Consider the following 25540-nt stretch of genomic DNA (forward strand, 5'->3'; position numbering starts at 1 on the left):
TGCAAACTATAAAAATAGTAGTAACTTAGTTATACCGTATTAAAAAATGAAATGATGAGAGAATTAACTAAAGCAGAAGAGCAGATAATGCTCATATTATGGGAGATCAAAGAGGGACTGGTAAAAGAAGTTATTGACAAAATATCACCACCAAAGCCTGCCTATAATACCGTATCTACGGTTATTCGGGTACTGGAAAGCAAAGGATTCATAGATCATAAAGCGATTGGAAACACACATATCTACTTCCCGCTAATCACCGAGGAACAGTATAAGCATTTTGCGTTCGACAAAGTCATGAACAATTACTTTGAAAACAATTACCAGAGCCTTGTTTCATTTCTGGTTAAGGAAAAGAACATGGACATCGATGAACTGGATGAATTGATAAAACTGGCTGAAAATCTTAAAAATAAGAAGTGATGAACTGGATGTATTATTTATTGGAAGCCAACCTTTATTTGGCTGTTTTTTATGGCTTTTACTTATTGCTGCTTCAACGGGAGACGTTTTACCAAATTAATAGGTACTACCTGCTGATTAGTTCCGCATTAGCTTTCTTAATGCCTGTCTTTCAAATTGGCTATTTGAATAGTTTGTTTAATCCAATAGTAAATGAGGTTCAGATCAGTATCCCCTATTCTGGCGAATTGCTTCCGGTGGCTGTTACCACACCGACTCTAACAGCCGGAGACATCCTTTTATTTTGTTATCTGCTTGTTGCAGGATTTCTTTTGCTTCGACTCGGGACAAGTCTTTATCGGATTATAAGAATGGCCTTGAAAGCAGATAAAATCCGAATAGGCAATGTGCGCAAATTACATTTTAAACAGTTAGACACGGCTTTTTCTTTCTTTAATCTCCTCTTTATTAATCCGGATACAGACAAGCAAAATATCATTCTTCAGCATGAGATGATCCATATAAAGCAGCGGCATAGCCTAGATATCCTCTTTTTTGAAACAGTAATCATCCTTAACTGGTTCAATCCGATATGCTGGCTGATAAAAAAAGACATCAAGCTTATTCATGAATATATTGCAGATGAATCGACCACCAACCAAGGTTTGCCAAAGCATGATTATGCGATGTTCCTTATCCATAATTCATTCGGATCATTCCACAATCCACTTGCTAGTCAAATGTTCAACCAATCCATATTAAAAAACAGAATCAACATGTTAAACAAAACCAAATCATCAGGACGGGCCAGGCTCCGGCTCCTGTACGTACTCCCAATTATGGCTGGAATGCTTTGCACTTCAACCCTGGCTTTCACTAAGGATTATGCCGTTATCGACCTCTATTCCAAAAAAAAGGAAATGACATCAACTGTCGGAACAAAGAAATCCAGACAAACTCCAAAGCAAGGCCCAAAGCAGGAAAAGAAGAAAAGCTATCCTATAGAAATACAGGGTACACGCCCTATTAAGCTGGTCGTAATTAATGGAAAAGTCTCCACTGCAAGAAATTTTACTTCTGTTTATGATTATGATGGGGTAAAAGAGCTCAATGGTAATGAAGCAACGGCCAAATATGGCAAGCGCGCATCAAAAGGAGCACTAGAATTCACTGGCAAAAACACCCATATCTCCATTAAATTTCCACCACCGATTCCCGTTAGGAGTGCACGCAAATTGCCAACTCCGCCAAGGCCGCCATTAAAACCTAGATTGCGAAACATTAAATTCCCACCACCGATTGTTAAACCAATGGAGAAAATTGAAGAGCATCCAGAGGTTAAAGGCACCGACTTTCAGTCAATTACAGATATGGGGCCAAATCCGCTTTACATCAACAATGGAAAAATAACTATCGTAAACCCAGGTGAAGGAAAAACAGTGAGGTTTAAAGCAAAATCAGTTAAAGTAACGACAAAGAATAATACTGCAGCAATTGCTAAGTACGGAGAATCTGCCAGAGATGGTGTTTTTGAACTAGAAGACGGAGAATTTTTCACTAAAGACACCACAACTAAAAAATAGTGCAGGTAAAAAGGAATTAAATTTATTGTGGAATATAAACCACGTATTTAGTTTCAAAAAAGTCTTCTTTGAAGTAGGCTGAAAGCGGATATAATTCCGCTTTTAGGCGTGATTCGGCAATCTCCTCCGTCAAATCTCCTCCTTTTAAATACAAAATCCCATTTGCAATGGCATTCTTTGAGTTCTTGTTGAACTTACCCTGTATCCATGGATAGAAATCAATTAGTCTTGTAACAGCTCTTGACACTATGAAATCATATTTATCGTCAACCTGCTCGGCCCTCAAATGACTGGCCCTTACATTTTTAAGTTCAAGAGCAGCCGCAACCTCTGTAACTACTTTTATCTTTTTTCCTATTGAATCGACCAGGTGGAAGCTGGTTTCAGGAAACAATATAGCCAAAGGGATACCGGGAAAGCCCCCACCTGTTCCAACATCAAGAATCTTCTCACCGGGTTTAAAAGTGCAGAACTTTGCGATACCAAGAGAATGTAGAATATGGCGCTCGTAAAGCTCATCAATGTCTTTTCGAGAGATGACATTGATCTGCGCATTCCAGAAACTATACAATTCATACAATTGATCAAACTGGCTAATTTGCAGCTCGGTAAGATCTTTGAAATATTCCTGAATTATTGTCGACTTTATTTCCACTGTACTTTTTTAACAAATATAGAAACTAGTGCATTAAACACCAGAAAAATGAATAATAGAATATCAAGGAATGGGAACCACCACCGCAACTCGCTGTAATTAAGCCTCTTTAACAATTTAGGGTACACAAAACTCCTGATAACGATACTTAACAATAAAACACCAAGCGCAATATATCTTGCAGGATCAAAAAACATCAGCGCGATAAAGAAGGCGTAAAACAAAAACTGTACTGATATCTGAAATGAAAGAATGAGTTTGTGCTTCCGTTTATAAAGCTTTCCTGCACCTAAATGGCGCTTCTTTTGTCTTAAATAAGCACCAAAAGATGTATTTGGATTGCTCCAAACCTGAGTATCAGGGTGAATTTGTACGCTGGTGTTATGTTTATTGGCATGAGCATTAACGAAGAGATCATCGTCGCCAGAAGGAATGTGCATATGTGCTGCAAAGCCTTTATTCTTAAAAAACAATGTCTTTTTGTAGGCCATATTTCTACCTACCCCCATGTAAGGCATCCCTTTAAGCGCAAAGGAAAGATAATTTACAGCAGTAAAAAAAGTTTCATACCTGATTAGCGCATTCAATAGCCCTTTTCTTTTCAGGTATGGAGAATATCCCAGTAAGATTTCAGTATTCTCATTTTCGGGTTGTTGCATTCCCAGTAGCCATTGTGACGAAGCAGGTGCACAATCCGCATCAGTAAAGACCAACCAATCGTTTGTAGCCGCTTTTATACCCATTGTAACAGCAAACTTCTTACCAGCAATAAATTTCTGACCATCTGCGATATTTACTATTTTAAGATGTTTGTATTTCTTCGCAAACTCTTCCAGTATTTCTTCCGTTCCATCCCAGGATCTGTCATTTACGACAATAACCTCGTAGTCTGGGTAGTTCTGACTTAAGACCAACGGAAGATATTCCGTTAGATTTTCGGCTTCGTTTCTGGCACAAATAACTACACTTAATGGATTTCTTGCTTCGCTTGGTACGGGGGCAATAGATTTATTTGCAAGCCTGAGGTGTACAAAAAGGCTATAATAAAGCTGCATCAAGAAGCAAAAAGCCAGTCCTGCCAGCAGGCATATCTCAATTAACGTTAACTCCACGGTGATTTTTAACTAGCCCGCAAATTTCCGATTTTTAATCTGTAATCGGGCCTGTTTGTTGATAAAAAATTTAGACCTTAAATAGCTGGTTTTTTGCTACTTTTGGCAGATTTTAGTGGAAACCGATTTATGAATTTTAGTTTAGAGGCAAAAGATATACACTCGAAAGCCAGAGCTGGTACTGTAACAACAGACCATGGCGAAATACAAACACCTATTTTTATGCCGGTTGGCACGGCGGGAACAGTTAAAGCCGTGCATCAGCGGGAGCTTGTAGAAGATATCGACGCTAAGATCATTCTTGGAAACACGTACCATCTTTACTTAAGACCCGGATTACCAATCATAGCGCAGGCGGGCGGTTTGCATAAATTTATAGGATGGGATCGTCCAATTCTTACCGATAGTGGTGGTTACCAAGTTTATTCGCTCAGCAAGGTTAGAAAAATAAAAGAGGAAGGCGTTACTTTCAGATCACATATTGATGGTTCTAAACACCTTTTCACACCTGAATATGCAATGGATATTCAACGTACTATAGGTGCCGATATTATTATGGCCTTTGATGAATGTACCCCCTATCCATGTGATTATAATTATGCTGCTGCCTCTATTAACATGACACATAGGTGGTTAAAACGTTGTTGCAACAGGTTTGACTCCACAGAATCTAAATACGGCTTTAATCAGACGCTTTTCCCAATAGTGCAAGGGTCTGTTTACAAAGATTTAAGGGTTAAGTCTGCCGAGTTTATTGCATCAATGGGTCGCGAAGGAAATGCAATTGGCGGATTATCAGTTGGTGAGCCTGCGGAAGAGATGTATGGCATGACGGAAATTGTATGTAACATACTTCCGGAGGAGAAGCCGCGTTACCTTATGGGCGTTGGTACTCCAATAAACATCCTGGAGAATATTGCGCTAGGAATAGATATGTTTGATTGTGTTATGCCTACCAGAAATGCAAGAAACGGAATGCTGTTTACCAGGAATGGTGTCATCAACATAGGGAATAAGAAATGGGAGAACGATTTTACTCCTATAGATGAAGATAGCGACTTATATGCGGACAGGGCTTATTCTAAGGCTTATTTGCGTCACCTAATGCACTCGAAAGAAATGCTTGGCGCACAAATTGCAACCCTGCACAACCTTCACTTCTATTTATGGTTAGTAAAAGAAGCACGCAAAAAAATCATCAGCGGAGAATTCTATGCCTGGAAAAATAAGATGGTAACTATATTAGGCAATAAATTGTAAATGAGTTTTTTAAAAAACAGGATAAAAATAATAGACTGGTATATTATCAGCAAGTATCTGGGTACATTTTTGTATACCCTAACCCTGTTTATTGTCATCATCATCATATTTGACCTCTCAGAAAAACTAGATGATTTTCTAAGTGCCAACTTGACGTTCTGGCAGGTTATCAGTCTTTATTACGCAGGTTCTATACCGTTTTACGTTAATATGCTGTCTCCACTCATAAATTTTATAGCCGTTATTTTCTTTACGGCAAAGATGGCTGACCAAACAGAAATTGTCCCTATACTAAGTGGAGGCGTAAGTTTTAATAGATTTCTTCAACCCTATTTTATATCTGCTTTTATCATTTTCGCTTTTAATCTTGCCTCTAATCTATATGTACTTCCTTATACGAACCGCTTAAAAAACAGTTTTGAGAACACTTATGTAAAGAAAAACGATCCGTCTACCAAAATTAATATCCACATGAGGCTAGATGAAAACACCTATATATACATGGATAACTTTGACAACAAGACTATGATAGGTAATAAATTTAACTTGGATAATTTTAAAGGGGACGTAATGACCAAAAAAGTAGTGGCTGAGAAAATCTCCTACGACTCTGTAAAACGCGTGTGGCGATTAAATAATTATACTACCAGATATATCAACGGCCTTAAAGAGAAGCTGGTAGCTGGGCCATATGGCTCTATTAAGGATACAGTACTGGATATGAGGCCGGATGATTTCTCTGCTTACGACAATATCTTTGAAAACCTAAGTAATAAAGAATTATCAGAAAAGATCCGGAAAGAGAAGGTAAGGGGAACAGGTGTTGAAAACGACTTGCTATTTGAACGCTATAAGCGATGGTTAAGTCCGCTTTCTGCATTTGTATTAACATTAATTGGCGTTGCCCTGTCATCCAGGAAAGTAAGGGGTGGCGTTGGTTTACCACTTGGAATAGGCATATTATTAAGCTTCGGCTACATTGTACTTGGTCAATTTGCTAAAATGTTCTCTCTCAAAGGAGGAATATCACCATTATTATCTGTTCTGGCACCAACTCTTATTTTTGGTTTGCTGGGGTATTACCTATTGAGAAAGGCACCTAAATAATGGCAAAATCCACACTGACCAGAGACTTGCTTATTCTGCATTTCACTGTGTTTATATGGGGATTTACAGGCATTCTGGGTAACTTAATATCTATCTCCGCGGTACAACTGGTTTGGTACCGTGTACTGATCGCTAGCATCTCATTACTCATCTATTTCTTAGTCTCCCGTACCAGCTTAAAGGTTACCAGAAAACAGTTTTTTCAGTTCTTTTTTACTGGAAGTATCGTTGCAATACACTGGATTCTATTTTTCCATGCCATTAAGGTATCCACAGTTTCGGTTACCCTGGTATGTCTTTCATCCTTTACATTATTTACCGCAATATTAGAACCCCTGATAAAAAAACAGTCCATTTTAATACCTGATGTAGTGATAGGTTTAGTTATTATATTGGGCATATATTTGATTTTTAAATTCGAATCGAAGTATACAGAGGGCATCATTTTAGGGCTTTCTTCTGCACTTGCTTCAAGCCTTTTTTCGACGATCAACTCTACTCTTGTACAGAAAAGCGACCCTAAAATCATTGGATTTTATGAGATCACTGGTGCGTTTTTCTGGATCACTATCTACCGGTTGATGACTGGCGATTTACTAAATGAGCAGTTCCGTTTGAGCAGTGAAGACTGGATTTATTTAATGATTCTGGGTACCATTTGTACCGCACTTGCTTACGTTGCTGGGGTTTCAGTAATGCGCAGTTTGTCGGCTTTCAGGGTGGCCCTCATCACCAATCTTGAACCCGTATACGGTATCCTTCTTGCCTTCATTTTCTTTGGCAATAAAGAGACCATGTCCCTTGGATTTTATCTTGGCGCCAGCCTGATAATTGGATCTGTTTTCCTCTATCCCATCTATAAAAAACGTAAAAATTTACAGTAATATTTCAGGTTATTACCTGAGTAGGAGAGCCTGATTACCGACTGATTTATCAAATTCCTAGCCCTTTCTAAAGCCAGTCAGGTATACAATTCTTTACTTCATCAGTATTATTCCTAACTAATTCCGGTTGCTTATTTGGTGCATTTAGTGTATATTAAACCAGTATTTAATCGTATCAATTTTTTTACCACATCAAATAGAAAAGGTAGACATATACGGGTAAATAGAGCGATAATAACTGAATTGACCTACTTTTAATATCACACATAACAGTATTTAAAATCAGTACATTAAGAATTTTTATTGAAGTGATTATACACCAATATGATTAATCAATTTCAGAATAAAACTAACTAATTTAGCAAATAGATATATTACACATGGAAAAAAGATTAAAATTGTTAATTATCAATATGTTATATATTATTATATTAAGTTTTACCTCACTTAGTGTTTCTGCACAGATTTTTAACAGTGATCAAAACCCCCTTAGTGTAAAATGGAGACAAATAAATGCTTCTGGTTTTAGGATCATCTATCCGCAAGAGCTGGAGAAAGAAGCGCAAAGAATGGCAAACACGTTGAGCCATATCTATCCTTATGTAGGCGCGAGTCTTGGCAGAATAAAAACACAGATTCCGGTGATCCTCCAAAACCGTGGTGTGATCGCAAATGGCTTCGTACAACTGGCTCCAAAAAAATCAGAGTTCTTCACTACCCCACCCCAGCAATTTGACAGTCAGGATTGGCTAAATAACCTGGCTGTTCATGAGCTCAGGCACATGGCCCAATTCGATAAATTGACAGGTGGTAAAGCACACCCATTTCCCGAAGATATCTACTTTGCCTGGTTCGGTGTAAGCATTCCACTTTGGGCTTTTGAGGGTGATGCCGTAACGATTGAAACAGCATTAACAAATGCCGGTCGCGGTAAGCAGCCATCCTGGATTATGCCTTACCGAGCAAACCTGCTGGATGGAAAAAAGTTCTCCTACAGTAAAATCAATTTCGGTTCCCAAAAAGACATCACACCAGGATATTACCAATTGGGTTATCTCATGACCTCAAACATTAAAGCGGAATTTGGAAAAGGTATTATGGACAGTATTCTTGGAGACATTCGTCAAAGACCGGTACGCCTGTATCCATTTTCTAACAGTCTCAAAAAATTCACAGGACTTGGAACAAAAAAGTGGTTCAACAAAACCACCAAAATATTAACCAACGCATGGAGCAGTCAGAACGACGCTGTTAAAACTGAAGACTATCATTCGTTGAATAAAGCTTCCAGCTATGCCGCAAATTATTTCATGCCTGTTAAACTTCCAGACGGAAAAATACTTACGTTAAAGCAGAGCAAATCAGAAACATCTTATTTTGTAACAATCGACAATCAAAAAAAAGAATCGAGGCTTTTTGGAATAGGTTATCAGGAGCAGCCATGGTTCAGTTTTTCAAATAACAAGATCACCTGGGATGAAGTACGTTACGATCCACGATATCGCCAAAGAAGTTACAGCGTAATTTGTACGTACGATTTTGATCAAAGAAAAATAAGCACACTTACCCACAAAAGTAGACTCTTCTCCCCTTCTCTTTCATCAGATGGAACAAAAATCGTTGCTGTGGAGATCGATCTGAGCAATAAGTCAAATCTGGTAGTGCTTGATGCAAAAACAGGTAAACTGCTAAAAACCCTAAAAAACCCAGAAAATCTAATTCTGCAAAATCCATCGTTCGATGGTGCTGGAAAACTAATTACTTACCTTGGTGTAAGTGAAAAAGGAAAAACTGTTTACATAACCGACGGTAACTCAAGAAATGAAAAGATACTGAATGAATCTCAACAGCAAATAGGCAGGCCAATATTCACAACCAGAGGAATAGCATTTAACGCACATTACAGCGGCATTGACAATATTTATGAGCTAGATACCGTATCTAAAAATATAAGTGCGCTCAGTGCCGCAAAATACGGCGCATTCAACCCCACCTTTTCGGACAGCACCATGCTTTTTAACAATTATCAATCAGACGGCTATCACATAGCTCAGACAGTTATAAAGCATAGCGTAGTTACAAATAATTATTTTGTTAATTTTAATGAAGTAACGCGCACACAGGAAAAGAGCCCAAACGTATTTGTAAATGTTCCAGATAGTAGCTACAGTTCAAAACCCTATCACGCCTTAGGGAACCTGTTTAATATGCACAGCTTAATCCCAACAATAGAGAACGAATATCGTGGGGGATTGCAACTGGTCTCAAACAACCTATTGAATACTTTCGATTATTTTGCAGGGGTAGAATATTTGCGAGACCTCAATCGCGTCGAGTACAGCACGGGTTTCACTTTTAAAGCTTTATATCCGATATTCACAACAACCTTCAGAAACCGACCCAGGAGAACCTTTTATACCCAAAACAAAGTAACAAAGCAGGGCGATTGGAGAGAAAATAATGTACAAATACAGGCATCTGTTCCATTAAGTTTTAATTCCCTTAATGATACTTACAATTTCTCAGTCAATACGCTGACTAGCTATACGCAGCGTTATATGGCAGAGAACCTTCCCTCCACCTTCATCAAAACATTAAATTTCCCAATGCAATACAGCATGTCCTTTTCACACACAAAAAGACAAGCTGAGCGGGACATTGCCCCTAAATGGGCGCAGGTACTCAAACTTACCTACCTTCACCAACCATTTGACAACAAGCTTAATGGAGGGCTTTTTGCAGCTGAGGGCTTTCTTTACTTTCCAGGCATTGCTAAGAACCATTCCTTTCTCGCCAATTTTAACTGGCAAAATTCTTGGGGAATAAGGAAGTTTGATCAAGAGATAAATACCGTTTACGGTTACAACAATATTCTTGCTAAAAGCAAACTGGAAAACACACTACTTTTTAACTATCGCTTCCCTATCGTCTTTCCTGATGCCGAATTGGGGCCTATAGCTTACATTAGGAATATAAGAGCTAGCTTATTTTGTCATTATGAAAACATTGGCACAGAAACAAATATTACAGAACCTAAAACATATGGCTTCGAATTACGTAGTAATATGAACCTGTTACGCTATCAGCCAGATGTTGAGTTAGGCGGCAGGTGTGTATTTGTAAATAAAATATACAACCAAAACCCTATATTCGAGTTAATACTTAATTATACGTTTTAAAACTAAGCATTCAATGAGCGCAAAAACCATTTCAATTATAGCAATAACAGCAATAATCATTATATTTTTAATGCTAAACATGGATGCAGTAGAATTCAACTTCATTTTTGTTAAAGCGGAGGTGTCCAAACTCGTAATTGTAGGGATATTCAGCTTTCTAGGTTTTATTTTGGGCTTCTGGGCGGCCAAACCTAAAACTACTGTAAGTAGCTATGACAATAACGGTCCGCAAGATCATCCTGCAGACCGCCAAAATAAAAACATTAACGAACAACTTAGCGATGAAGATCGCGATTACATCAGCTAAGTGCTTGTTTAATATCTGCTATTATATCATCGATATGCTCCAGGCCTATTGACAAACGTATGGTTCCTTGCTCAATTCCAACCTCCAAACGTTGTTCTTCGGTTAATTTTGAATGTGTGCTTGTTGCTGGATGGGTTGCTATAGACCTTGTATCACCCAAATTTGCAGAGATGGAGAACATCTTTAATTTATCCATAAACTTGCTTGCAGCTTCAACACCACCATGAACAACCATTGTTACAATACCACCCCCTTGCTTCATTTGCTTTTTAGCAATTTCGTATTGAGGATGGGATTCCAAAAAAGGATACATAACACGTTTTACGCTTTCCTGAGTTTCTAAAAATGTAGCTACTTTCAGCGCGCTCTCACAATGCCTATCCATCCGTACAGCTAATGTTTCCAAGCTTTTAGATAACAACCAGGCATTAAATGGCGACATAGCAGGCCCGCTGTGCCTAGCAAAACCTTCAATTTCTTTAATCAGTTTATTAGACCCAAGTATGATTCCTCCTAACGTCCGGCCTTGTCCGTCTATAAATTTTGTGGCAGAATGTATGGAAATATCCGCACCGTACTTAATTGGCTGCTGAAGGTATGGTGTAGCGAAACAATTGTCGACCACAACCATTATCTCATGCTTTTTGGCCAAGTTGCACAACCACTCAAGATCAATAATATCAATTCCAGGGTTAGAAGGAGTTTCTACAAAGATGATTCTTGTATTCGGTTTTATGCCGTCCTCCCATTGCGCTGGCTTATCTAAATCTGCATAAGTGTAGCTAATGCCCCATTTAGGAAAAATATTATTTAAAAGCTGATGTGTAGACCCAAAAACAGAACGTGAGGAGAGCACATGGTCGCCTGATTGCAGAAAAGCTGCGAAAGTAGTGAATATCGCTGCCATACCACTAGCAGTTGCCCATCCATTCTCTGCACCTTCCAAAACTGCCATTTTGTTGATTAGCTCATCAGTATTTGGATTCGCATAGCGACTGTATACATTGCCTTCCTTTTCATTGGCAAACAATGCACGCATCTCTTCAGCATCATCAAACTTGTAGCTTGAGGTTAAATATAATGGAACAGAATGCTCCTTAAATTGGGTTCTTTCGGCTTGAAGGCGGATGGCCAAAGTTTCAAAATTATCTTCTTGCATGTCTATTTACTTGTATTTGATGGTCTTTTATTTTTATAAAACTCTGTTAAGCAGGCTCTTCCTGATGTATTTCGTAAGTGAAGTTCAAGGTAGCTGAACGGCCGAGTATATTTGATACAGAGCAATATTTATCAAAAGTGAGCGCAAGTGCCCGCTCTACCTTTTGCAAATTTAAATCTCCGTATAAGTTAAAATGAACATCAATCACATCAAATATAGGTGGCATTTCTTCATCTTTTCTAGTTGCCTTTATCCCAATCCGGATATCATTTAATGGCTCCTTTTGCTTCGTCAATACATTTACCATATCAATTCCGCTGCAGCCGCCTAAACCTATAAGCAACATTTCCATAGGCCTGAAACCCTTACCTTCACCCCCTATAGCTTCTTTAGCATCTAGTTCTACTTTGAAACCACCTGAATTTTCTGCTTCGAAATTAAATTTACCGCTTTTTCGTACTAAGTTTATTTCCATGTTTTCATCATCATTAATATTCAGTTTATGTGCGCAATTAGCATTACACATTATAAAATACCACATTGTCTTTTTCGAGTGATGGCAACTTCACTGGATTTTCAAATATTGCAAAAACCGAGGAACCACTCCCACTCATCAAAGCAAATATTGCCCCCTCGTGATAAAGCGCCTCTTTAATACTTCTTATTTGAGGATATATAACAAATACCGAAGATTCAAAATCGTTAAAAACATGATGCCTCCATTCACTCAAAGGCAAATGTATCAATTCTTCAAGCGAAGTTGATGGGAATGACGGTTTAATTCCTGAATAGGCATCAGAAGTCGAAACATGGATATCTGGTTTAACAAGAACCAGGTAGTATGCCGACAGGTCCAATTCCAATTGACTAAACTCATCACCTTTTCCTTTGGCAAGCACGGGTTTATTATTGATGAAAAATGCGCAGTCAGCACCTAATGGCTTAACATAATTTTCCATTTCAGTTGATGTCAATCCCAGCTTATATTTATCATTGAGCAATTTTATCAAAAAAGCCGCATCAGCAGATCCGCCACCGAGTCCGGCACCAACAGGAATATTTTTAAGTAAGGTTATCTGCTGAGCAGGAATATTAAAATCTTTCGAAACAGCCTTATAAGCCTCCATACACAAATTGTCGTCTGGATTTCCCGGCACATCAATACCAACTATACAACAATGGGTAAACGCTGCGTCGGTAATTTCAATTACATCATTGATTTTAATTGGGTAAAAAACCGTATCCAGGTTGTGGTAACCATCAGTTCTCTTTTCTGTAATGAACAAACCCAAATTTATTTTAGCATTCGCGAAAGCAAGCATGTAATGGCAATTATTAAAATACAAACTTACAAAAATCGACACATTTTGTTGAAGATTTTCTCAGGGCTTCGTTGATGGAGGCAGGTAGCCAAATGCTACCAGATCACTAAGCTCTTTAATGGGTTTGGTGTTACCACTATCCATTAAAATAATTCTAGTTGATAGATCGAGAACATTCTTATAATCGTGATCCGTTATAATAACCCCCTTTTCTTTACCATACCTTTTTATAGTATCCTTGATCACTTCAATGTAAACAGGGGAAATGCCATTAAAAGGTTCGTCAAACAATAAATATTTCGCTCCGGAATGCAACAACATTAGGATTTCAAGTATACGTCGCTCTCCACCAGAGAGCTGACTGCTTTTTTTATATAAAAATGGTTTAAGGAAATCATCATTAACAATTTCTATCGCTCCTTTCTCATCGCAAAAGCAAGATATTAGGGTTCTTATTTTTAAATGATTTGGCAAGAAGTGGTCTTGAGGTAAATAGCCAATCACTCCTTTGTTCTTAAACAAGGTATTGGACACTTTTCCATCTACCATAACATACTTATTTTGTGCCTTTAATGATCCAAAGATAATTTTCAAAAGGGTTGATTTTCCTGAACCATTTCGTCCGAGCAGACCAACAATCTCACCGGGAACACAGGAGATAAAAACATCATTTAGAATTTGGCGATCTTTAAACTGTTTCCTCACACTATCTACATGTAGCCCAATCATAATAAAAAGAGAATTAAACCAATAATAAAGCTGAATAGTAAGGTTCCAGCCCATAACAACACCTTGCTTAGTCCCAGGTTAAAATAAAAATAATACTCCCCTGGGGCTCTCAAATCATAAGTCAGATAATGGAATGCGGGAGTAAGAAAGATAAAAGAGATACCGATTCCCTTAATAATATCTGCATATCCAAGTACGAGAAATGAAAGCACAATAGATAAAACTAGGGAAGGTATAATCAGCTTTCGGTAAAATAACCAAAAACCACTCAAAATACGCATACTAAACAATTTGATCACAATATATAATATAAACCCTATTTTAGTATCAAATTATATTTCACAATGAAACCATTCTTCAAATTGTTTGCCCCTGTAATATTTGTCTTAAGCCTATTTAGTGTACAAACAGTCCTAGGTATTGAGATTCAAAAAGTCGAAATAAAAAAAACAGCCGCAGGCTATTCTATCTTCAGGAATGGCCATCAATACTTCGTTAAGGGAGCTGGGGGTAGTTCTAATCTCCAAGAATTAAAAGCTGCCGGAGGTAATTCTATCAGAACCTGGAGTACTGATGGTGCTGATCAGATTTTAGATAAAGCATCAAAATTGGGATTAACCGTAACAATGGGCTTAAATGTTGCTCGTGAGCGGCATGGTTTTAATTATGATGATGCCATAGCAGTAAAGAAACAGCTGGATCAATTTCGCAAACAAGTAGAGCAATATAAAAACTACCCCGCATTACTAGCCTGGGGTATTGGTAATGAACTAAACCTCGACTATAAAAACCCCAAAGTTTGGGACGCTGTTAATGACATTGCTAAGATGATTCATGAGGTAGATCCGAACCACCCTGCCACTACTATGCTGGCTGGTATCGGTCAAAATGAAATTAACCATATTAAAAAAAGAGCTCCTGATCTGGACTTTATTTCTGTACAGGTTTATGGCGGATTGGCTGAAGTACCTAATCAATTAAAAACAACAGGTTGGAACGGACCGTATTTAGTAACGGAATGGGGACCAACAGGACATTGGGAGTGCCCAAAAACTTCATGGGGAGCACCTATTGAAGAAACTAGTAGTGAAAAAGCAATGGTTTATAGAGCGCGTTATGAAGCCTCTATTTTGAAAGATAAAAATTGTCTTGGCTCCTATGTTTTCCTTTGGGGACAAAAACAAGAACGAACTCCTACATGGTACGGTCTTTTTACTGAACATGGCGAAACATCTGAGGTGGTGGATGTAATGCACTATGAGTGGACTGGAAAATGGCCTGAAAACAGGGCCCCAAATATTAGTTCCCTTACAATTGATGGTAAAAAAGCTAAAAATTCCATCTACCTAAATCCAGAAGAAAAGTATTTGGTAGCAATCAGCGTTTCAGATCCTGACAATGATAAACTTACGGTTAGGTGGGAATTATTGCCTGAAACAACAGATTTAAGTCAAGGGGGAGACCGGGAAAGCCGCCCTGTAGCCATACCAAATATGGTAAACGCGACATCCTTAACTAATGCATTATTAAATGTCCCTACTAAACTAGGCCCATACAGACTGTTTGTTTATGTTAGCGACGGTCACAATCATGTAGCAACGGCAAACATTCCATTCCTTGTACATTAAAATTAAAGCAGGAAGCCCAATTGTTAAATTACTCCATTTTTTGTTTAGCAGTAATACACCAGATTAATTCATCAATAAACTTTTTTGCCCGTTTGTCAGTACCCTCTTTATCAATGGCATTACCATTTTCATCGTAATTGTTTTGAACAACAGGAACAGGAAACATCGCTGGTACAACCCAGGCTCCAATTTTCCATAAAGAAAACACTAGCGAAGTCATTACTTGTGCACCGCCAAATGGTCCAGCAGAAACAGTTGCAAGCGCGATGGGTTTCTTTTGCCAATCTTTATAAAGGAGATCAATCACGTTTTTCAAACTGGCGGGATATCCACCATTATATTCGGGAGTAACCAGAATAACCCCATCAGCATCACTAATCCGTTTTTGAAAATCTAATACATCCGCAGCTGGGTTAACTATATACTGCAATCTCTCCTCAAACAGCGGAAAATTATAAGCTGCCAAATCTACCATATCTATAGTAGCAAGATTATTATCCTTCAGGTAGTTTTGAAAATACAAAGCCACCCTGTGGCTGTTTCTACCCTGGCGAACACTTGCAGAAAGAATTACAATACGCATAATTTTAAATTATTATAGTTAAAAATCAATACACAATTAATGCAATCATTTGCAACAACACCACCTTATTTAGTAGCCGGATACCATTCACGCAACCTAACTTCAATATTCTTATTACTTGTATTAACCAACGTTTTAAAAATCTTTACGTCCTGCCCACGGTAGTGATAAGGATAAACTACTTTAGGTTTAAACGCAAGCACTCCAGCAGCAGCTCCATTTACATCCATTGTATAAGGTAAGTTCATACACACAAAAGCAATATCAATATTTTTTAAACCACGCATTTCAGGAGTGTCTGCAGTATCACCTGATATATAAACTCTTTTACCTCCAATTACTAAAATATACCCATTTCCTCTACCCTTGGTATGATAACTGGCGTTTTCCGCTCCAGGGAGATTATACATGGGCACGGCAATAATGGATATAGGAGATAATTTTGCAGCTCCATCATTTTTAAGGATAACAATATTGCTCTTATTTATGGTCGTAGGCAATTTATCAACTACAACCTGAGGAACAACCAAAATTGTCTTACTGGTATTGACAGCTTCCAATGTTTTAGGATCAAAGTGGTCACCGTGTATATCAGTAATCAAAATCATATCTGGTGTAGCAAGTCCTTTAAACGCTTCTTCCCCACCTGTAGGATCAACATAAATAGTTTTCTTCTGGTAAGTTAAAACCAATGTGGCATGATTAATTGGCTGAATGGTTAGTATGCCACCCTTAACTTTTTGAAAATCGGGAGCTATCCTTTGTGCTTTTGTGGCCAATATACCTGTGGATAGTAATAGAATAAGTGCAAACTTCAGCTTCATAAAAATCGATTAATATTCTGTGACTAAATTAATCTTATAAACGCTTATTCGCATCCCTTATTTGTCATCTCAGGCTAATAATAAATCTTTATTGGAATGATTGTTCCATTTACAATATACATTTGTGGAACGATTATTCCAATAAAGAAAATAACAATGAAAAAGTTAGAAAATAAAGTAGCAGTAGTAACAGGAGCATCTAAAGGAATTGGTGCCGGTATAGCAAAAAAACTAGCCTCAGCGGGAGCGTCAGTTGTAGTCAATTATGCATCTTCTAAAGCAGATGCAGACAAAGTAGTTCAGGAAATTGTAGCCAATGGTGGCAAAGCCATAGCAGTGCAAGGCAATGTATCTAAAAAGGATGATATCAGTCGGCTTTTTCAGGAAACTACAACCGCTTTCGGTGCGGTTGACATTTTAGTTAACAATGCGGGCATTTATAAGTTTGGTGCTATAGAAGAAATCAACGAAGAAGACTTTCACAGCCAGTTTAACACAAATGTTCTCGGGTTGTTACTTACCACTCAAGGAGCTTTGAAGAACTTTAATCAAGATGGTGGAAGCATTATCAATATCGGATCTGTAGTAACCAATATCGCTCCTGTAGGCAGTTCAATTTATACTGCAACTAAAGGCGCTGTAGACTCCATAACTCATGTATTATCCAAAGAGCTTGGCCCTAAAAAGATCAGGATAAACTCAATTAATCCAGGTATGGTAGAGACAGAAGGCACGCATACCGCCGGTTTTATAGGTAGTGACTTTGCAACTGAATCTGCACGGACTGCGCCATTAGGCCGTATCGCTCAGCCAGAGGATATTGCATTAGTTGCCTTATTCCTTGCATCAGAAGACTCACGTTGGTTAACTGGCGAAACCTTACTAGCAAGTGGCGGAATCCGCTAATTATAAAATAACTTAAATAAATTGAATAGCTTTGCTGTAGATAGCAAAGCTATTTGTGTTATGGCAAGAACGAAGGATTTTGATGAAGATAAAGTACTAAAAAAAGCTGTAGACCTTTTCTGGTTAAAGGGCTACAATGCCACTTCTATGCAGGATTTGGTTGATGGCCTGGGCATTAGCCGCTCTAGTCTTTATGATACCTACGGCGATAAACATACACTTTTTATAAAAGCATTAGAAAGTTACCAAAGCACAAACTCTGGCCGCATCTGCAGTATTATCAACGCTGAAAAACCTGTCAAGGAAATTATTCAAAGATTACTAGAAATGATTACAGGTGAATTGCTGAACGATGATTCACATAAAGGTTGTTTCATGGTTAATGCCGAGGTAGAAGTTGCGCCTCATGATCAAAAAGTTAGTCAGCTTATATGCGATAACGATCAACAATTAGAAGATTCCTTTTATTTAATCATTAAAAAAGGGCAGGATAACGGCGAGATTAAAAATACTCAGGATGCCCGTGCATTAGCACGTTTCACCTTCAATACCGTAAAAGGACTTCGTGTAACCGCTAAGTCATCAACGGATAGTGCTATTTTTAAAGACATTATCAAAATGACATTGTCAGTATTGGACTAACGCCCATTGATACGAATACTACTGATAATTGTAGCTCCATCTAAATCTCCACCAAAGTAAATCAACTCAATATTAACTAAGTTGAACATCTGTGTCAAAAGCTTAACATTGGTTTATTTTGTTCAATTCTAAATGTTGCTATCTTTAAAACTATATGTATTGGTACGAAGAAGAGGTACAAAAATTAGAAAGAGCACATCTGGGCGACAGGGCTGACCCGGGTATTATTTTTTATGGCAGCTCTTCAATAAGGCTATGGAATAATCTAAAGGGAGATTTCGCAGAGCGAAAAGTCACCAACTTGGGCTTTGGTGGCTCAACACTAGCTGCCTGCGTCTGGTTCTTTGATCGCATCATGATGAACTACCATCCACAAGCAATAGTGGTTTATGCGGGAGACAACGACCTCGGCGATGGTAGAAATCCAGAAGAGATTTTTATATACTTCCAACAATTAATCGTTCAAGCCAATCTAAAGTTTGGCAAGCTGCCCTGCTATTTTATTTCCTTAAAACCCAGTCAATCCAGGTGGCATATAGCAGATCAGTTTCGCTATACCAACAATCTTATAGAAAGTGAGATCATTAAAATAAATGACAACTGGACTTTCATTGATGTTTTCAAGAAGATGCTAGACCGGCATGGAAACCCAGATCCTATCTACTATGATCATGATGGTCTCCACTTAAGTGATCAGGGTTACAAACTGTGGACAGAAATAATAAAACAAAAACTAGCTATATCATTACCATTAATTAATGTCTAAGTAATATTTCAACACTATTTTTCGGCAAAAATTAACCAAATGAACAGGGAATACCACAAGTGGTTTAGCAATAACCTCCAGCGAGAAATGGAACTTTTGATATTCGGACACGGTGGGCGGGCAGTTCTGTTCTTCCCTACCAGAATGGCCAGGTTTTATGACTATGAGAACTGGGGAATAATTAATGCGCTAAAACCAAAAATAGAAAGTGGCGAGCTTCAATTATTCTGTGTAGATAGTATAGATGGGGAAAGCTTTTACAATAGCGACGTATTTCCTTCTGTACGGATCGATAGGCACCTTCAATATGAACAATATCTTCTACAGGAAGTTATACCGCTTATACAGCAAAAAAATAGCAGTAATTATATTCAAACTTCAGGATGCAGCATGGGTGCCTATCACGCTATCAACCTGGCAATGAGATATCCCTGGATATTTAAAAAGGCAGTCGGGATAAGCGGGAGATATGATCTGACAGGTTCACCAGGAAATTTTAAGGACCTTTTAAGTGGCTTCCATAATGATAAGGTTTACTTCAATATGCCAACACAGTACCTGGCCAATCTTTCAGATCACAAATTCCTGGATGCAGTTAAGCAGATGACGATAATACTTGCCGTAGGCGAAACCGATCCTTTCCTTAACAACAACCAATACATCAGCAATCTTCTTTGGAGTAAAGGGATTAAAAACGAATTCCATACCTGGGAAAGCGATGCGCATCGCCCCTATTTCTGGAGAAAGATGGCACCTTTATACATTTAATTGAGGTTATCTAGTACCCTTACAAATCCCATCCATCCATACAAATAACTCATCTAAATCGTAATCCCCACTATGCGGTACATCCCACGGTAACTCAAAATTAGTATCAATACCCTTGTTTTGCAGTAAAGTTGCCATCATAACTGAGACGGCTAATCCTGTGTCCCTATCTTTTGCTCCATGGCGTATTCTCCAATGCGATGCAATTTTAATGTCTTTTTGTCCAATATAATTCATTGGATTCATCATTTTAACCATCAGCTTATCTGCCATGTTGCCATGCACTTTAGCGTTCTTAACTGCAAAATCCGTAAAATGTTGCTTATCAACAGTAGCGGTTCCAAATTCCTGATTCTCAGGAGACGAAAGATCCAATGCATCAAATGCCGGTGGATTTTTCATTCGCTCCATATAACCTATATAGGCTTCGAAATTCAAATCTGCAACCTTAGTACCCTCAATTTTTATCCATTGCAACTTCTTAAGATCCGCACCTTTATCTAAGGCCTTTTGGGCCGAAGCGATCACATAGCGCTTTACCAAATCCTTAAAATTCCCATTTCCGCTTTTGTCTAAACTTAACAATTGTCCTTTGTCATTCTTTAATTTTAAATTATTTAAATACTGCGGAAACAATGCTTTTAGATGTCTGGAGACTTCAATTTGTTGGTCTGACAAGTTATGGTCCATACTGTTAAACTGCCATTCATAAGCTGTATCAGAATTATCCAGGTTAGTAATCGGGCAATAAGCCGAAACAGCGAATACATCATCTGTACCTTTTGCAGCCCCTATCAATTTTAAAAAAGGTTCATAATCTTTAGCATCGCCCGTACCTCCCAATAAGGTAGACATTGCGCCACCTGCACTTGTTCCATTTGAAATGATCCTCTTTGCGTTTCCGGGAATATTTTTATCGTTGTATTTCAGGTAACGTATTGCAGCCTTTAAATCTACAATTGCAGCGGGCGCTTTACCATTATAAAGCCCATCGCCACCCTTGGTAGGTCTACCCCTCGCCCCTGCCGACGCCACAACGTAGCCTCTGGACAATGCGATTAAGACCGACTGGTTATTGCTGGCTGTAACAGGCTTTGCAGGCATATAACCGCCTATATCATTTGGAAAAAAAATAGGCGCAGTTGAGGCGGTATATCCATTAATGTCTTTTCCCATAAAATATGCTTCCGGCACATAGATATTAAGTGTCTGGTAATTTGTATCAACAGGATTTTCCACATAAATAATCTGCTCAAAGGCCCTAACCCTGATCGATTTTCCATCAAGCGAAAGCGTTTGCAATTCATACCTTTTAACATTAAATTCTAAAGAATGAGCTTTCTTGATTTGCGCAGATGATTTTAGCGAAGAATAAAGTAAAAACGAAGTTACTAATAAAACATATCCTAAAATCCTTCTTCTCATAATCAAATTGGTATACTTTTCACTAAGATATAAAAAATAAAAATCGATTAAACACGCATAACACCCTTTATGAGCATCTTTTGCAAATAAAGGTGCTATAATTTGCGTAGCCGAATAACTACACATATATTTGTAGTCAAGTAACTACATAATGAATCTAAGAAGAGATGTATTTCAAGCCATTGCAGATCCAACAAGAAGGGCGATACTTCTTTTAGTGGCCACGCAGTCAATGACGGCGGGTGCTATTGCTGCAAACTTTAACACCGCCAGACCAACTGTTTCAAAACACTTGCAAATACTTACTGAGTGCGAATTGCTAAAACAAAAGCAAAATGGCAGAGAAGTTTCTTACCAGCTTAACGCGAAAAAAATGAAAGCCATAGCCGATTTTATTGAACCGTTCCGCCAAATGTGGGACGACCGTTTCAATAAATTGGAAGCAGTAATGAAAGCCTATAAACCAAATGAATAGCATGGAAAGAAAAACTAAAATCAACGCTGAAGATGGCAAACAGGAATTGACAATTACCAGAGAATTCGATTTACCATTAGATCTGCTATTTAAGGCCTATACCGAGCCAGAACTTGTAGCGCAATGGATGGGAACGAAGGTACTTAAGCTTGAAAACAAAAGACAGGGCAGCTACCAATTTGAAACATCAGACCCACATGGAAATGTTTTATTGCGCTCTAACGGTACCATCCATGAATTTGTTCAGGATCAAAAAATCATACGCACTTTCGAAATGGAAAATACGCCCTTTGAAGTACAACTGGAATTTCTGGAATTTGAAAAATTGACAGACACAACCAGCAAACTCAATATGCATGTGGTATACCGCTCCGTAGCCATTAGAGATCAGATATTGCAATTACCCTTTGCTCAAGGCATCAATATGGCCCATAACAGGCTAGAAAAAATAGCAACAAAATAAAAATAGACATGACAAAAAGAACAAAAATTATTTATTGGATAGCTACCATTTGGTTAGCGCTCGGAATGTCATCAACTGGAATAGTTCAACTAATCCAAACAAAGGACGAAGTAGTTATGATGACCCATCTTGGTTATCCCTTATACTTCCTGACTATTATTGGAATCTGGAAAATACTTGGCGTAATCGCAGTATTGATGCCTAAATTTCCTCTGCTCAAAGAGTGGGCTTATGCTGGATTTTTCTTTGCTATGTCTGGCGCCGTATTTTCTCACCTTGCCATTGGCGATGTTGCCATAGATTTCTTCGGGCCGGTGTTATTACTTGTATTGACTTGTGTATCTTGGTATTTAAAACAAAGTTATTACCCCAATAGTGTGAAGATAGTAAGCAATATTACACCATGAATATAGGCGAAATGAATCCAAGCGTTGATTTTTATTTCAACAAAGCCAATAAATGGCAGCTTGAGCAAGAGAAATTGAGGACCATCATTCTCGACTGTAAATTAACCGAAGAACTAAAGTGGGGAGTCCCCACCTACACTTTAATGCAGAACAATATTGTTTTAATCCATGCCTTTAAAGATTACTGTGCCCTTTTATTCTTCAAAGGAGTCTTATTGAACGATGCCAAAGGTATTTTGATTCAGCAAACAAAGAATGTCCAGTCTGCCCGGCAACTTCGTTTTACAAATATCCTTGAAATAATAGACCAGGAAGCAAGCATAAAATCCTATATCAATGAAGCCATAGCAGTGGAAAAAGCAGGGTTAAAAGTGGAATTGAAAAAGACTGAAGAATTTAATATTCCTGAAGAGTTTCAAAAGAAATTAGATGAAATGCCTACGTTGAAAACCGCCTTTGAATCACTTACACCCGGGCGAAAAAAAGCATACTATCTTCACTTTAGCGCAGCCAAACAATCCAAAACACGCGAGCAAAGGATAGAAAAGCTTATACCTCAAATTCTAATTGGAAAAGGATTAAACGAGTAGATAGCCGTAAAAATTATTACATTTATAAAAAACATTAGTAGACTCTTATGAAAAAGACGCTCATTTTATCATGCATTATTACCTGTTTCAGTTTAATATCTTACGCACAGGATAACACTAGCTACCGCACAACATTGCAAAAAATGCTAAAGGCATCTGGTGCTGAAAACACCTACAAAAGTGCTATAGGGCAAATGATCACTATGTTCAAGCAACAACAAGTAGCAGTTCCAGAAGCATTTTGGAATGAATTTCAGACAGAGTTTGACAAAAACTCGTTTGATGATATTGTAACGATGTTATTGCCAGTATATCAAAAACACCTTACCGAGGGGGATCTCAAATCAATGATCACATTTTACGAGACTCCAACGGGCAAGAAATTTGCACTTGTGACGCCAAGTTTAATGGTAGAATCTATGCAAGCAGGCCAGGAATGGGGTAAGAAGATGGGTGAAACTGTAATGAAACGACTTCAAGAAAAAGGATATCTCAAGCAATAAGCAAATGAGTTATTTTGCTTGATTAAATTACCAGTTATCTTGCACCAATCATGGAACCGCTTTATTTATCAGAAATCAATATTTACCCTATCAAATCCTTAGGAGGCATAAGTCTTACAGAAGCAATTCTAGAAGAAAGAGGCTTGCAATATGATAGAAGATGGATGTTGATTGATGAAAAAGGTACATTCATAACCCAAAGAAAACACTTTGAACTGGCGCTGTTACAAGTAGGCATTGCAAATTCCACCGTAAACATTTCCCACAAAACCATCCCTAACTATTCCACTTCTTTCTCTATAGATGAGCTCAACGGGAAGCCAATTGAGGTAAGCATCTGGGATGATGTTTCTAGCGGAACCGAAGTAAATATACAGGTAAGCGAATGGTTTTCTGATTTCCTGAAGATGAAAGTACGCCTAATTAAAATGGGCGGAGAAGAAAAAAGACTTGTAGACCCAAAATATGCTGCTAACGATGAGATAGTTAGCTTCGCCGACGGATATCCTTACCTAATCATTGGTCAGGCCTCCCTTGATGCACTCAATGCAAAACTTGAGGAACCGGTTCTAATGGATCGCTTCCGTCCAAACTTTGTATTTAAAGGAGGCGAACCACATATAGAAGATAGTTTTAACAAGTTTTACATAGGTAACATCCTATTTTCTGCTGTAAAACCATGTTCAAGATGTGTATTAACTACTGTGAACCAACAAACAGGTGCTAAAGGACAAGAACCTTTAAAAACCTTGGCAAGCTACCGCACTTTCAATAAAAAAGTCATGTTCGGACAAAACCTAATTCACCATAACTTGGGCACGGTAAGGCTTAATGATGAGCTAAAGATGAAGCAATAATAAAATCCGCTACAAATAATTCACATACTTTTCCTCAAAAGTCCCATCTGCATAGAGATCAATCAAACCATACCCAGGGGCAGTTTCACGCCTATTACCCTTCCACCACGCACCAGATACTGCACCATCGCACAAATAGGTAACATTGTTATATACCACCTTATCGCGCATGTGTAAATGCCCACTCAGGCAAAGCTTCACATTAGGATGCTGGTAAAAAAGACTGATAATTTTTGAAGTGTCGGTATGCATATCTCCACCCAGCATGGTCCATTTATTTACAATATTGTCTTCAATCATCAATAAGGCCGTAAGGATGGGAATATGCGACATGACGATAACCGGCATTTTAGGATCAGTGGCTTTCAATTCACTTTCCAACCAGCTAAACTGCTCATTACCAAGCTTACCAATGTACCAGGTATTGTCAATATCCAGGTGCACACTATCCAGAATGATAAATTTCCAGCCGCCTTTAGTAAAACTATAGTAAGGATTACTTAGCTGAAGCTTATCCATCGCATATTTTTTACCGTAGAAAACGTCCTTCCGGCTGTCTTCATTCCACCAAACATCATGATTTCCAAGGCAATAATTAACAGGGATACTGCATTCGTTTTTCATGGTGTCGTTTACAAGCTTCCATTGATCATCTATAGCGCCAATACTTTCCTTGTTCATATCAAAAACAACGTCTCCCCCATTTAAAATGAGATCAACCTTTGGCGAATGCTGCTGAACATGATGCAAGCACTTTACAAATTTGGCAGGTGCACCTAATTCGTTCTTTAAATGCACATCGGTGATGTGAGCAACGCGCAACGCTGGCTTTTTATTTGCGTTAACAAGGCCAAAACCTAACGAGGGAAGCAAAACCAATCCCCCTAAATTCATTAACGCAGATCTTCTTTTCATGGAATGAGACTAATATTTTAACCGAAAGTAAGATTATAATATTTCCTTAACATTAAATTGCTAAAAAAAAAGCCGCCCGTAATTTTTTT

General features: G+C 38.2%; 28 protein-coding genes. 18 read left to right on the plus strand and 10 right to left on the minus strand.

Annotated elements, in window-relative coordinates; translation table 11 throughout:
- The first annotated feature begins 51 nt into the window (after positions 1 to 51).
- Together ACVWYN_RS08405 and ACVWYN_RS08410 are read left to right on the plus strand one after the other, a co-directional pair.
- A complete protein-coding gene (locus tag ACVWYN_RS08405; protein WP_457288402.1) occupies positions 52 to 423 on the plus strand; it encodes a BlaI/MecI/CopY family transcriptional regulator in 372 nt (123 codons plus the stop codon).
- Entirely contained in the window at positions 423 to 1985 is a 1563-nt protein-coding gene (locus ACVWYN_RS08410) for a M56 family metallopeptidase (RefSeq protein ID WP_457288403.1), read from the plus strand. Before ACVWYN_RS08405 ends, ACVWYN_RS08410 begins: the two co-directional genes overlap by 1 nt.
- A 22-nt stretch (positions 1986 to 2007) precedes the next feature.
- Here ACVWYN_RS08410 and rsmG read toward each other — a convergent pair whose 3' ends face one another.
- Entirely contained in the window at positions 2008 to 2640 is a 633-nt protein-coding gene (rsmG, locus tag ACVWYN_RS08415; protein ID WP_457288404.1) for a 16S rRNA (guanine(527)-N(7))-methyltransferase RsmG, read from the minus strand.
- A complete protein-coding gene (locus ACVWYN_RS08420; protein WP_457288405.1) occupies positions 2631 to 3752 on the minus strand; it encodes a glycosyltransferase in 1122 nt (373 codons plus the stop codon). The genes rsmG and ACVWYN_RS08420 overlap by 10 nt, the downstream gene beginning before the upstream one ends.
- A 129-nt stretch (positions 3753 to 3881) precedes the next feature.
- Between ACVWYN_RS08420 and tgt the strand changes: the two genes are divergently transcribed.
- The 5 genes from tgt to ACVWYN_RS08445 all read left to right on the plus strand — a co-directional run bounded on the left by tgt (position 3882) and on the right by ACVWYN_RS08445 (position 10489).
- Positions 3882 to 5012: a tRNA guanosine(34) transglycosylase Tgt gene (gene tgt, locus ACVWYN_RS08425; RefSeq protein WP_457288406.1), complete on the plus strand. Its 1131-nt coding sequence runs from the start codon at positions 3882 to 3884 to the stop codon at positions 5010 to 5012.
- Entirely contained in the window at positions 5013 to 6119 is a 1107-nt protein-coding gene (locus ACVWYN_RS08430; protein ID WP_457288407.1) for an LptF/LptG family permease, read from the plus strand.
- Positions 6119 to 7003, plus strand: coding sequence for a DMT family transporter (locus ACVWYN_RS08435; RefSeq protein ID WP_457288408.1), 885 nt, complete (start codon positions 6119 to 6121; stop codon positions 7001 to 7003). Before ACVWYN_RS08430 ends, ACVWYN_RS08435 begins: the two co-directional genes overlap by 1 nt.
- A 380-nt stretch (positions 7004 to 7383) precedes the next feature.
- Positions 7384 to 10182, plus strand: a complete 2799-nt coding sequence (locus ACVWYN_RS08440) for a hypothetical protein (RefSeq protein ID WP_457288409.1) — start codon at positions 7384 to 7386, stop codon at positions 10180 to 10182.
- A gap of 13 nt (positions 10183 to 10195) precedes the next feature.
- Positions 10196 to 10489, plus strand: a complete 294-nt coding sequence (locus ACVWYN_RS08445) for a hypothetical protein (protein ID WP_457288410.1) — start codon at positions 10196 to 10198, stop codon at positions 10487 to 10489.
- Here ACVWYN_RS08445 and ACVWYN_RS08450 read toward each other — a convergent pair.
- From ACVWYN_RS08450 to ACVWYN_RS08465, 4 genes are read right to left on the minus strand one after another with little or no spacing between them, the layout of a single operon-like run.
- Positions 10482 to 11648 carry an O-succinylhomoserine sulfhydrylase gene (locus ACVWYN_RS08450; RefSeq protein WP_457288411.1) on the minus strand — a complete coding sequence of 389 codons (1167 nt, stop codon included), beginning with the start codon at positions 11646 to 11648 and terminating at the stop codon, positions 10482 to 10484. The two genes, ACVWYN_RS08445 and ACVWYN_RS08450, sit on opposite strands and share 8 nt — an antisense overlap.
- Positions 11649 to 11694: 46 nt before the next feature.
- Entirely contained in the window at positions 11695 to 12123 is a 429-nt protein-coding gene (locus tag ACVWYN_RS08455) for an OsmC family protein (protein WP_457288412.1), read from the minus strand.
- A 43-nt stretch (positions 12124 to 12166) separates the two neighbouring features.
- Positions 12167 to 12970, minus strand: coding sequence for a 4-(cytidine 5'-diphospho)-2-C-methyl-D-erythritol kinase (gene ispE, locus ACVWYN_RS08460; RefSeq protein ID WP_457288413.1), 804 nt, complete (start codon positions 12968 to 12970; stop codon positions 12167 to 12169).
- A gap of 60 nt (positions 12971 to 13030) precedes the next feature.
- Positions 13031 to 13753 (minus strand): ATP-binding cassette domain-containing protein, encoded by a 723-nt coding sequence (locus tag ACVWYN_RS08465; protein ID WP_457288414.1) that lies wholly within the window; start codon positions 13751 to 13753, stop codon positions 13031 to 13033.
- Between the two features lie 290 nt (positions 13754 to 14043).
- Here ACVWYN_RS08465 and ACVWYN_RS08470 point away from each other — a divergent pair, with 290 nt between their 5' ends.
- Positions 14044 to 15327, plus strand: coding sequence for a hypothetical protein (locus ACVWYN_RS08470; RefSeq protein WP_457288415.1), 1284 nt, complete (start codon positions 14044 to 14046; stop codon positions 15325 to 15327).
- Positions 15328 to 15355: 28 nt separating this feature from the next.
- On the opposite strand, the gene ACVWYN_RS08475 is transcribed toward ACVWYN_RS08470, so the two are convergent.
- The gene (locus tag ACVWYN_RS08475) at positions 15356 to 15910 is read right to left on the minus strand and encodes an NADPH-dependent FMN reductase (protein WP_457288416.1); all 555 of its coding nucleotides are present in this window, start codon (positions 15908 to 15910) and stop codon (positions 15356 to 15358) included.
- Between the two features lie 65 nt (positions 15911 to 15975).
- Positions 15976 to 16734 (minus strand): MBL fold metallo-hydrolase, encoded by a 759-nt coding sequence (locus tag ACVWYN_RS08480; RefSeq protein ID WP_457288417.1) that lies wholly within the window; start codon positions 16732 to 16734, stop codon positions 15976 to 15978.
- Positions 16735 to 16890: 156 nt separating this feature from the next.
- Here ACVWYN_RS08480 and ACVWYN_RS08485 point away from each other — a divergent pair, with 156 nt between their 5' ends.
- The 4 genes from ACVWYN_RS08485 to ACVWYN_RS08500 all read left to right on the plus strand — a co-directional run bounded on the left by ACVWYN_RS08485 (position 16891) and on the right by ACVWYN_RS08500 (position 19816).
- Positions 16891 to 17640, plus strand: a complete 750-nt coding sequence (locus ACVWYN_RS08485; protein WP_457288418.1) for an SDR family NAD(P)-dependent oxidoreductase — start codon at positions 16891 to 16893, stop codon at positions 17638 to 17640.
- A 60-nt stretch (positions 17641 to 17700) separates the two neighbouring features.
- The gene (locus tag ACVWYN_RS08490) at positions 17701 to 18282 is read left to right on the plus strand and encodes a TetR/AcrR family transcriptional regulator (protein WP_457288419.1); all 582 of its coding nucleotides are present in this window, start codon (positions 17701 to 17703) and stop codon (positions 18280 to 18282) included.
- A 154-nt stretch (positions 18283 to 18436) separates the two neighbouring features.
- Positions 18437 to 19048, plus strand: a complete 612-nt coding sequence (locus tag ACVWYN_RS08495) for a GDSL-type esterase/lipase family protein (protein ID WP_457288420.1) — start codon at positions 18437 to 18439, stop codon at positions 19046 to 19048.
- Between the two features lie 39 nt (positions 19049 to 19087).
- Positions 19088 to 19816, plus strand: coding sequence for an esterase family protein (locus ACVWYN_RS08500; RefSeq protein WP_457288421.1), 729 nt, complete (start codon positions 19088 to 19090; stop codon positions 19814 to 19816).
- Between the two features lie 6 nt (positions 19817 to 19822).
- On the opposite strand, the gene ACVWYN_RS08505 is transcribed toward ACVWYN_RS08500, so the two are convergent.
- Complete coding sequence (locus tag ACVWYN_RS08505) at positions 19823 to 21241, minus strand: subtype B tannase (RefSeq protein ID WP_457288422.1); 1419 nt, start codon at positions 21239 to 21241, stop codon at positions 19823 to 19825.
- A gap of 151 nt (positions 21242 to 21392) precedes the next feature.
- On the opposite strand from ACVWYN_RS08505, the gene ACVWYN_RS08510 reads away from it, so the two are divergent.
- From ACVWYN_RS08510 to ACVWYN_RS08535, 6 genes are read left to right on the plus strand one after another with little or no spacing between them, the layout of a single operon-like run.
- Entirely contained in the window at positions 21393 to 21716 is a 324-nt protein-coding gene (locus ACVWYN_RS08510; protein WP_457288423.1) for an ArsR/SmtB family transcription factor, read from the plus strand.
- Between the two features lies 1 nt (position 21717).
- Complete coding sequence (locus ACVWYN_RS08515; protein WP_457288424.1) at positions 21718 to 22179, plus strand: SRPBCC family protein; 462 nt, start codon at positions 21718 to 21720, stop codon at positions 22177 to 22179.
- An 8-nt stretch (positions 22180 to 22187) separates the two neighbouring features.
- Positions 22188 to 22586 (plus strand): DoxX family protein, encoded by a 399-nt coding sequence (locus ACVWYN_RS08520; RefSeq protein ID WP_457288425.1) that lies wholly within the window; start codon positions 22188 to 22190, stop codon positions 22584 to 22586.
- Positions 22583 to 23176, plus strand: coding sequence for a YdeI/OmpD-associated family protein (locus ACVWYN_RS08525; RefSeq protein WP_457288426.1), 594 nt, complete (start codon positions 22583 to 22585; stop codon positions 23174 to 23176). Before ACVWYN_RS08520 ends, ACVWYN_RS08525 begins: the two co-directional genes overlap by 4 nt.
- Positions 23177 to 23223: 47 nt before the next feature.
- On the plus strand, positions 23224 to 23679 hold the full coding sequence (locus tag ACVWYN_RS08530; protein WP_457288427.1) for a DUF2059 domain-containing protein: 456 nt from the start codon (positions 23224 to 23226) through the stop codon (positions 23677 to 23679).
- A 50-nt stretch (positions 23680 to 23729) separates the two neighbouring features.
- Positions 23730 to 24536: an MOSC domain-containing protein gene (locus ACVWYN_RS08535; protein ID WP_457288428.1), complete on the plus strand. Its 807-nt coding sequence runs from the start codon at positions 23730 to 23732 to the stop codon at positions 24534 to 24536.
- Between the two features lie 9 nt (positions 24537 to 24545).
- On the opposite strand, the gene ACVWYN_RS08540 is transcribed toward ACVWYN_RS08535, so the two are convergent.
- Positions 24546 to 25451 carry a metallophosphoesterase family protein gene (locus tag ACVWYN_RS08540; protein ID WP_457288429.1) on the minus strand — a complete coding sequence of 302 codons (906 nt, stop codon included), beginning with the start codon at positions 25449 to 25451 and terminating at the stop codon, positions 24546 to 24548.
- Positions 25452 to 25540: the final 89 nt, after the last annotated feature.

Source organism: Pedobacter sp. UYP24 (assembly GCF_054057295.1).

Excerpts from the sequence above, each read along its gene's own strand:
- ACVWYN_RS08405 (WP_457288402.1), top strand. The coding sequence starts at position 52 with ATGATGAGAGAATTAACTAAAGCAGAAGAGCAGATAATGCTCATATTA.
- ACVWYN_RS08410 (WP_457288403.1), top strand. The coding sequence starts at position 423 with ATGAACTGGATGTATTATTTATTGGAAGCCAACCTTTATTTGGCTGTT.
- tgt (WP_457288406.1), top strand. The coding sequence starts at position 3,882 with ATGAATTTTAGTTTAGAGGCAAAAGATATACACTCGAAAGCCAGAGCT.
- ACVWYN_RS08430 (WP_457288407.1), top strand. The coding sequence starts at position 5,013 with ATGAGTTTTTTAAAAAACAGGATAAAAATAATAGACTGGTATATTATC.
- ACVWYN_RS08435 (WP_457288408.1), top strand. The coding sequence starts at position 6,119 with ATGGCAAAATCCACACTGACCAGAGACTTGCTTATTCTGCATTTCACT.
- ACVWYN_RS08440 (WP_457288409.1), top strand. The coding sequence starts at position 7,384 with ATGGAAAAAAGATTAAAATTGTTAATTATCAATATGTTATATATTATT.
- ACVWYN_RS08445 (WP_457288410.1), top strand. The coding sequence starts at position 10,196 with ATGAGCGCAAAAACCATTTCAATTATAGCAATAACAGCAATAATCATT.
- ACVWYN_RS08450 (WP_457288411.1), bottom strand. The coding sequence starts at position 11,648 with ATGCAAGAAGATAATTTTGAAACTTTGGCCATCCGCCTTCAAGCCGAA.
- ACVWYN_RS08455 (WP_457288412.1), bottom strand. The coding sequence starts at position 12,123 with ATGGAAATAAACTTAGTACGAAAAAGCGGTAAATTTAATTTCGAAGCA.
- ispE (WP_457288413.1), bottom strand. The coding sequence starts at position 12,970 with ATGCTTGCTTTCGCGAATGCTAAAATAAATTTGGGTTTGTTCATTACA.
- ACVWYN_RS08465 (WP_457288414.1), bottom strand. The coding sequence starts at position 13,753 with ATGGGCTGGAACCTTACTATTCAGCTTTATTATTGGTTTAATTCTCTT.
- ACVWYN_RS08470 (WP_457288415.1), top strand. The coding sequence starts at position 14,044 with ATGAAACCATTCTTCAAATTGTTTGCCCCTGTAATATTTGTCTTAAGC.
- ACVWYN_RS08475 (WP_457288416.1), bottom strand. The coding sequence starts at position 15,910 with ATGCGTATTGTAATTCTTTCTGCAAGTGTTCGCCAGGGTAGAAACAGC.
- ACVWYN_RS08480 (WP_457288417.1), bottom strand. The coding sequence starts at position 16,734 with ATGAAGCTGAAGTTTGCACTTATTCTATTACTATCCACAGGTATATTG.
- ACVWYN_RS08485 (WP_457288418.1), top strand. The coding sequence starts at position 16,891 with ATGAAAAAGTTAGAAAATAAAGTAGCAGTAGTAACAGGAGCATCTAAA.
- ACVWYN_RS08490 (WP_457288419.1), top strand. The coding sequence starts at position 17,701 with ATGGCAAGAACGAAGGATTTTGATGAAGATAAAGTACTAAAAAAAGCT.
- ACVWYN_RS08495 (WP_457288420.1), top strand. The coding sequence starts at position 18,437 with ATGTATTGGTACGAAGAAGAGGTACAAAAATTAGAAAGAGCACATCTG.
- ACVWYN_RS08500 (WP_457288421.1), top strand. The coding sequence starts at position 19,088 with ATGAACAGGGAATACCACAAGTGGTTTAGCAATAACCTCCAGCGAGAA.
- ACVWYN_RS08505 (WP_457288422.1), bottom strand. The coding sequence starts at position 21,241 with ATGAGAAGAAGGATTTTAGGATATGTTTTATTAGTAACTTCGTTTTTA.
- ACVWYN_RS08510 (WP_457288423.1), top strand. The coding sequence starts at position 21,393 with ATGAATCTAAGAAGAGATGTATTTCAAGCCATTGCAGATCCAACAAGA.
- ACVWYN_RS08515 (WP_457288424.1), top strand. The coding sequence starts at position 21,718 with ATGGAAAGAAAAACTAAAATCAACGCTGAAGATGGCAAACAGGAATTG.
- ACVWYN_RS08520 (WP_457288425.1), top strand. The coding sequence starts at position 22,188 with ATGACAAAAAGAACAAAAATTATTTATTGGATAGCTACCATTTGGTTA.
- ACVWYN_RS08525 (WP_457288426.1), top strand. The coding sequence starts at position 22,583 with ATGAATATAGGCGAAATGAATCCAAGCGTTGATTTTTATTTCAACAAA.
- ACVWYN_RS08530 (WP_457288427.1), top strand. The coding sequence starts at position 23,224 with ATGAAAAAGACGCTCATTTTATCATGCATTATTACCTGTTTCAGTTTA.
- ACVWYN_RS08535 (WP_457288428.1), top strand. The coding sequence starts at position 23,730 with ATGGAACCGCTTTATTTATCAGAAATCAATATTTACCCTATCAAATCC.
- ACVWYN_RS08540 (WP_457288429.1), bottom strand. The coding sequence starts at position 25,451 with ATGAAAAGAAGATCTGCGTTAATGAATTTAGGGGGATTGGTTTTGCTT.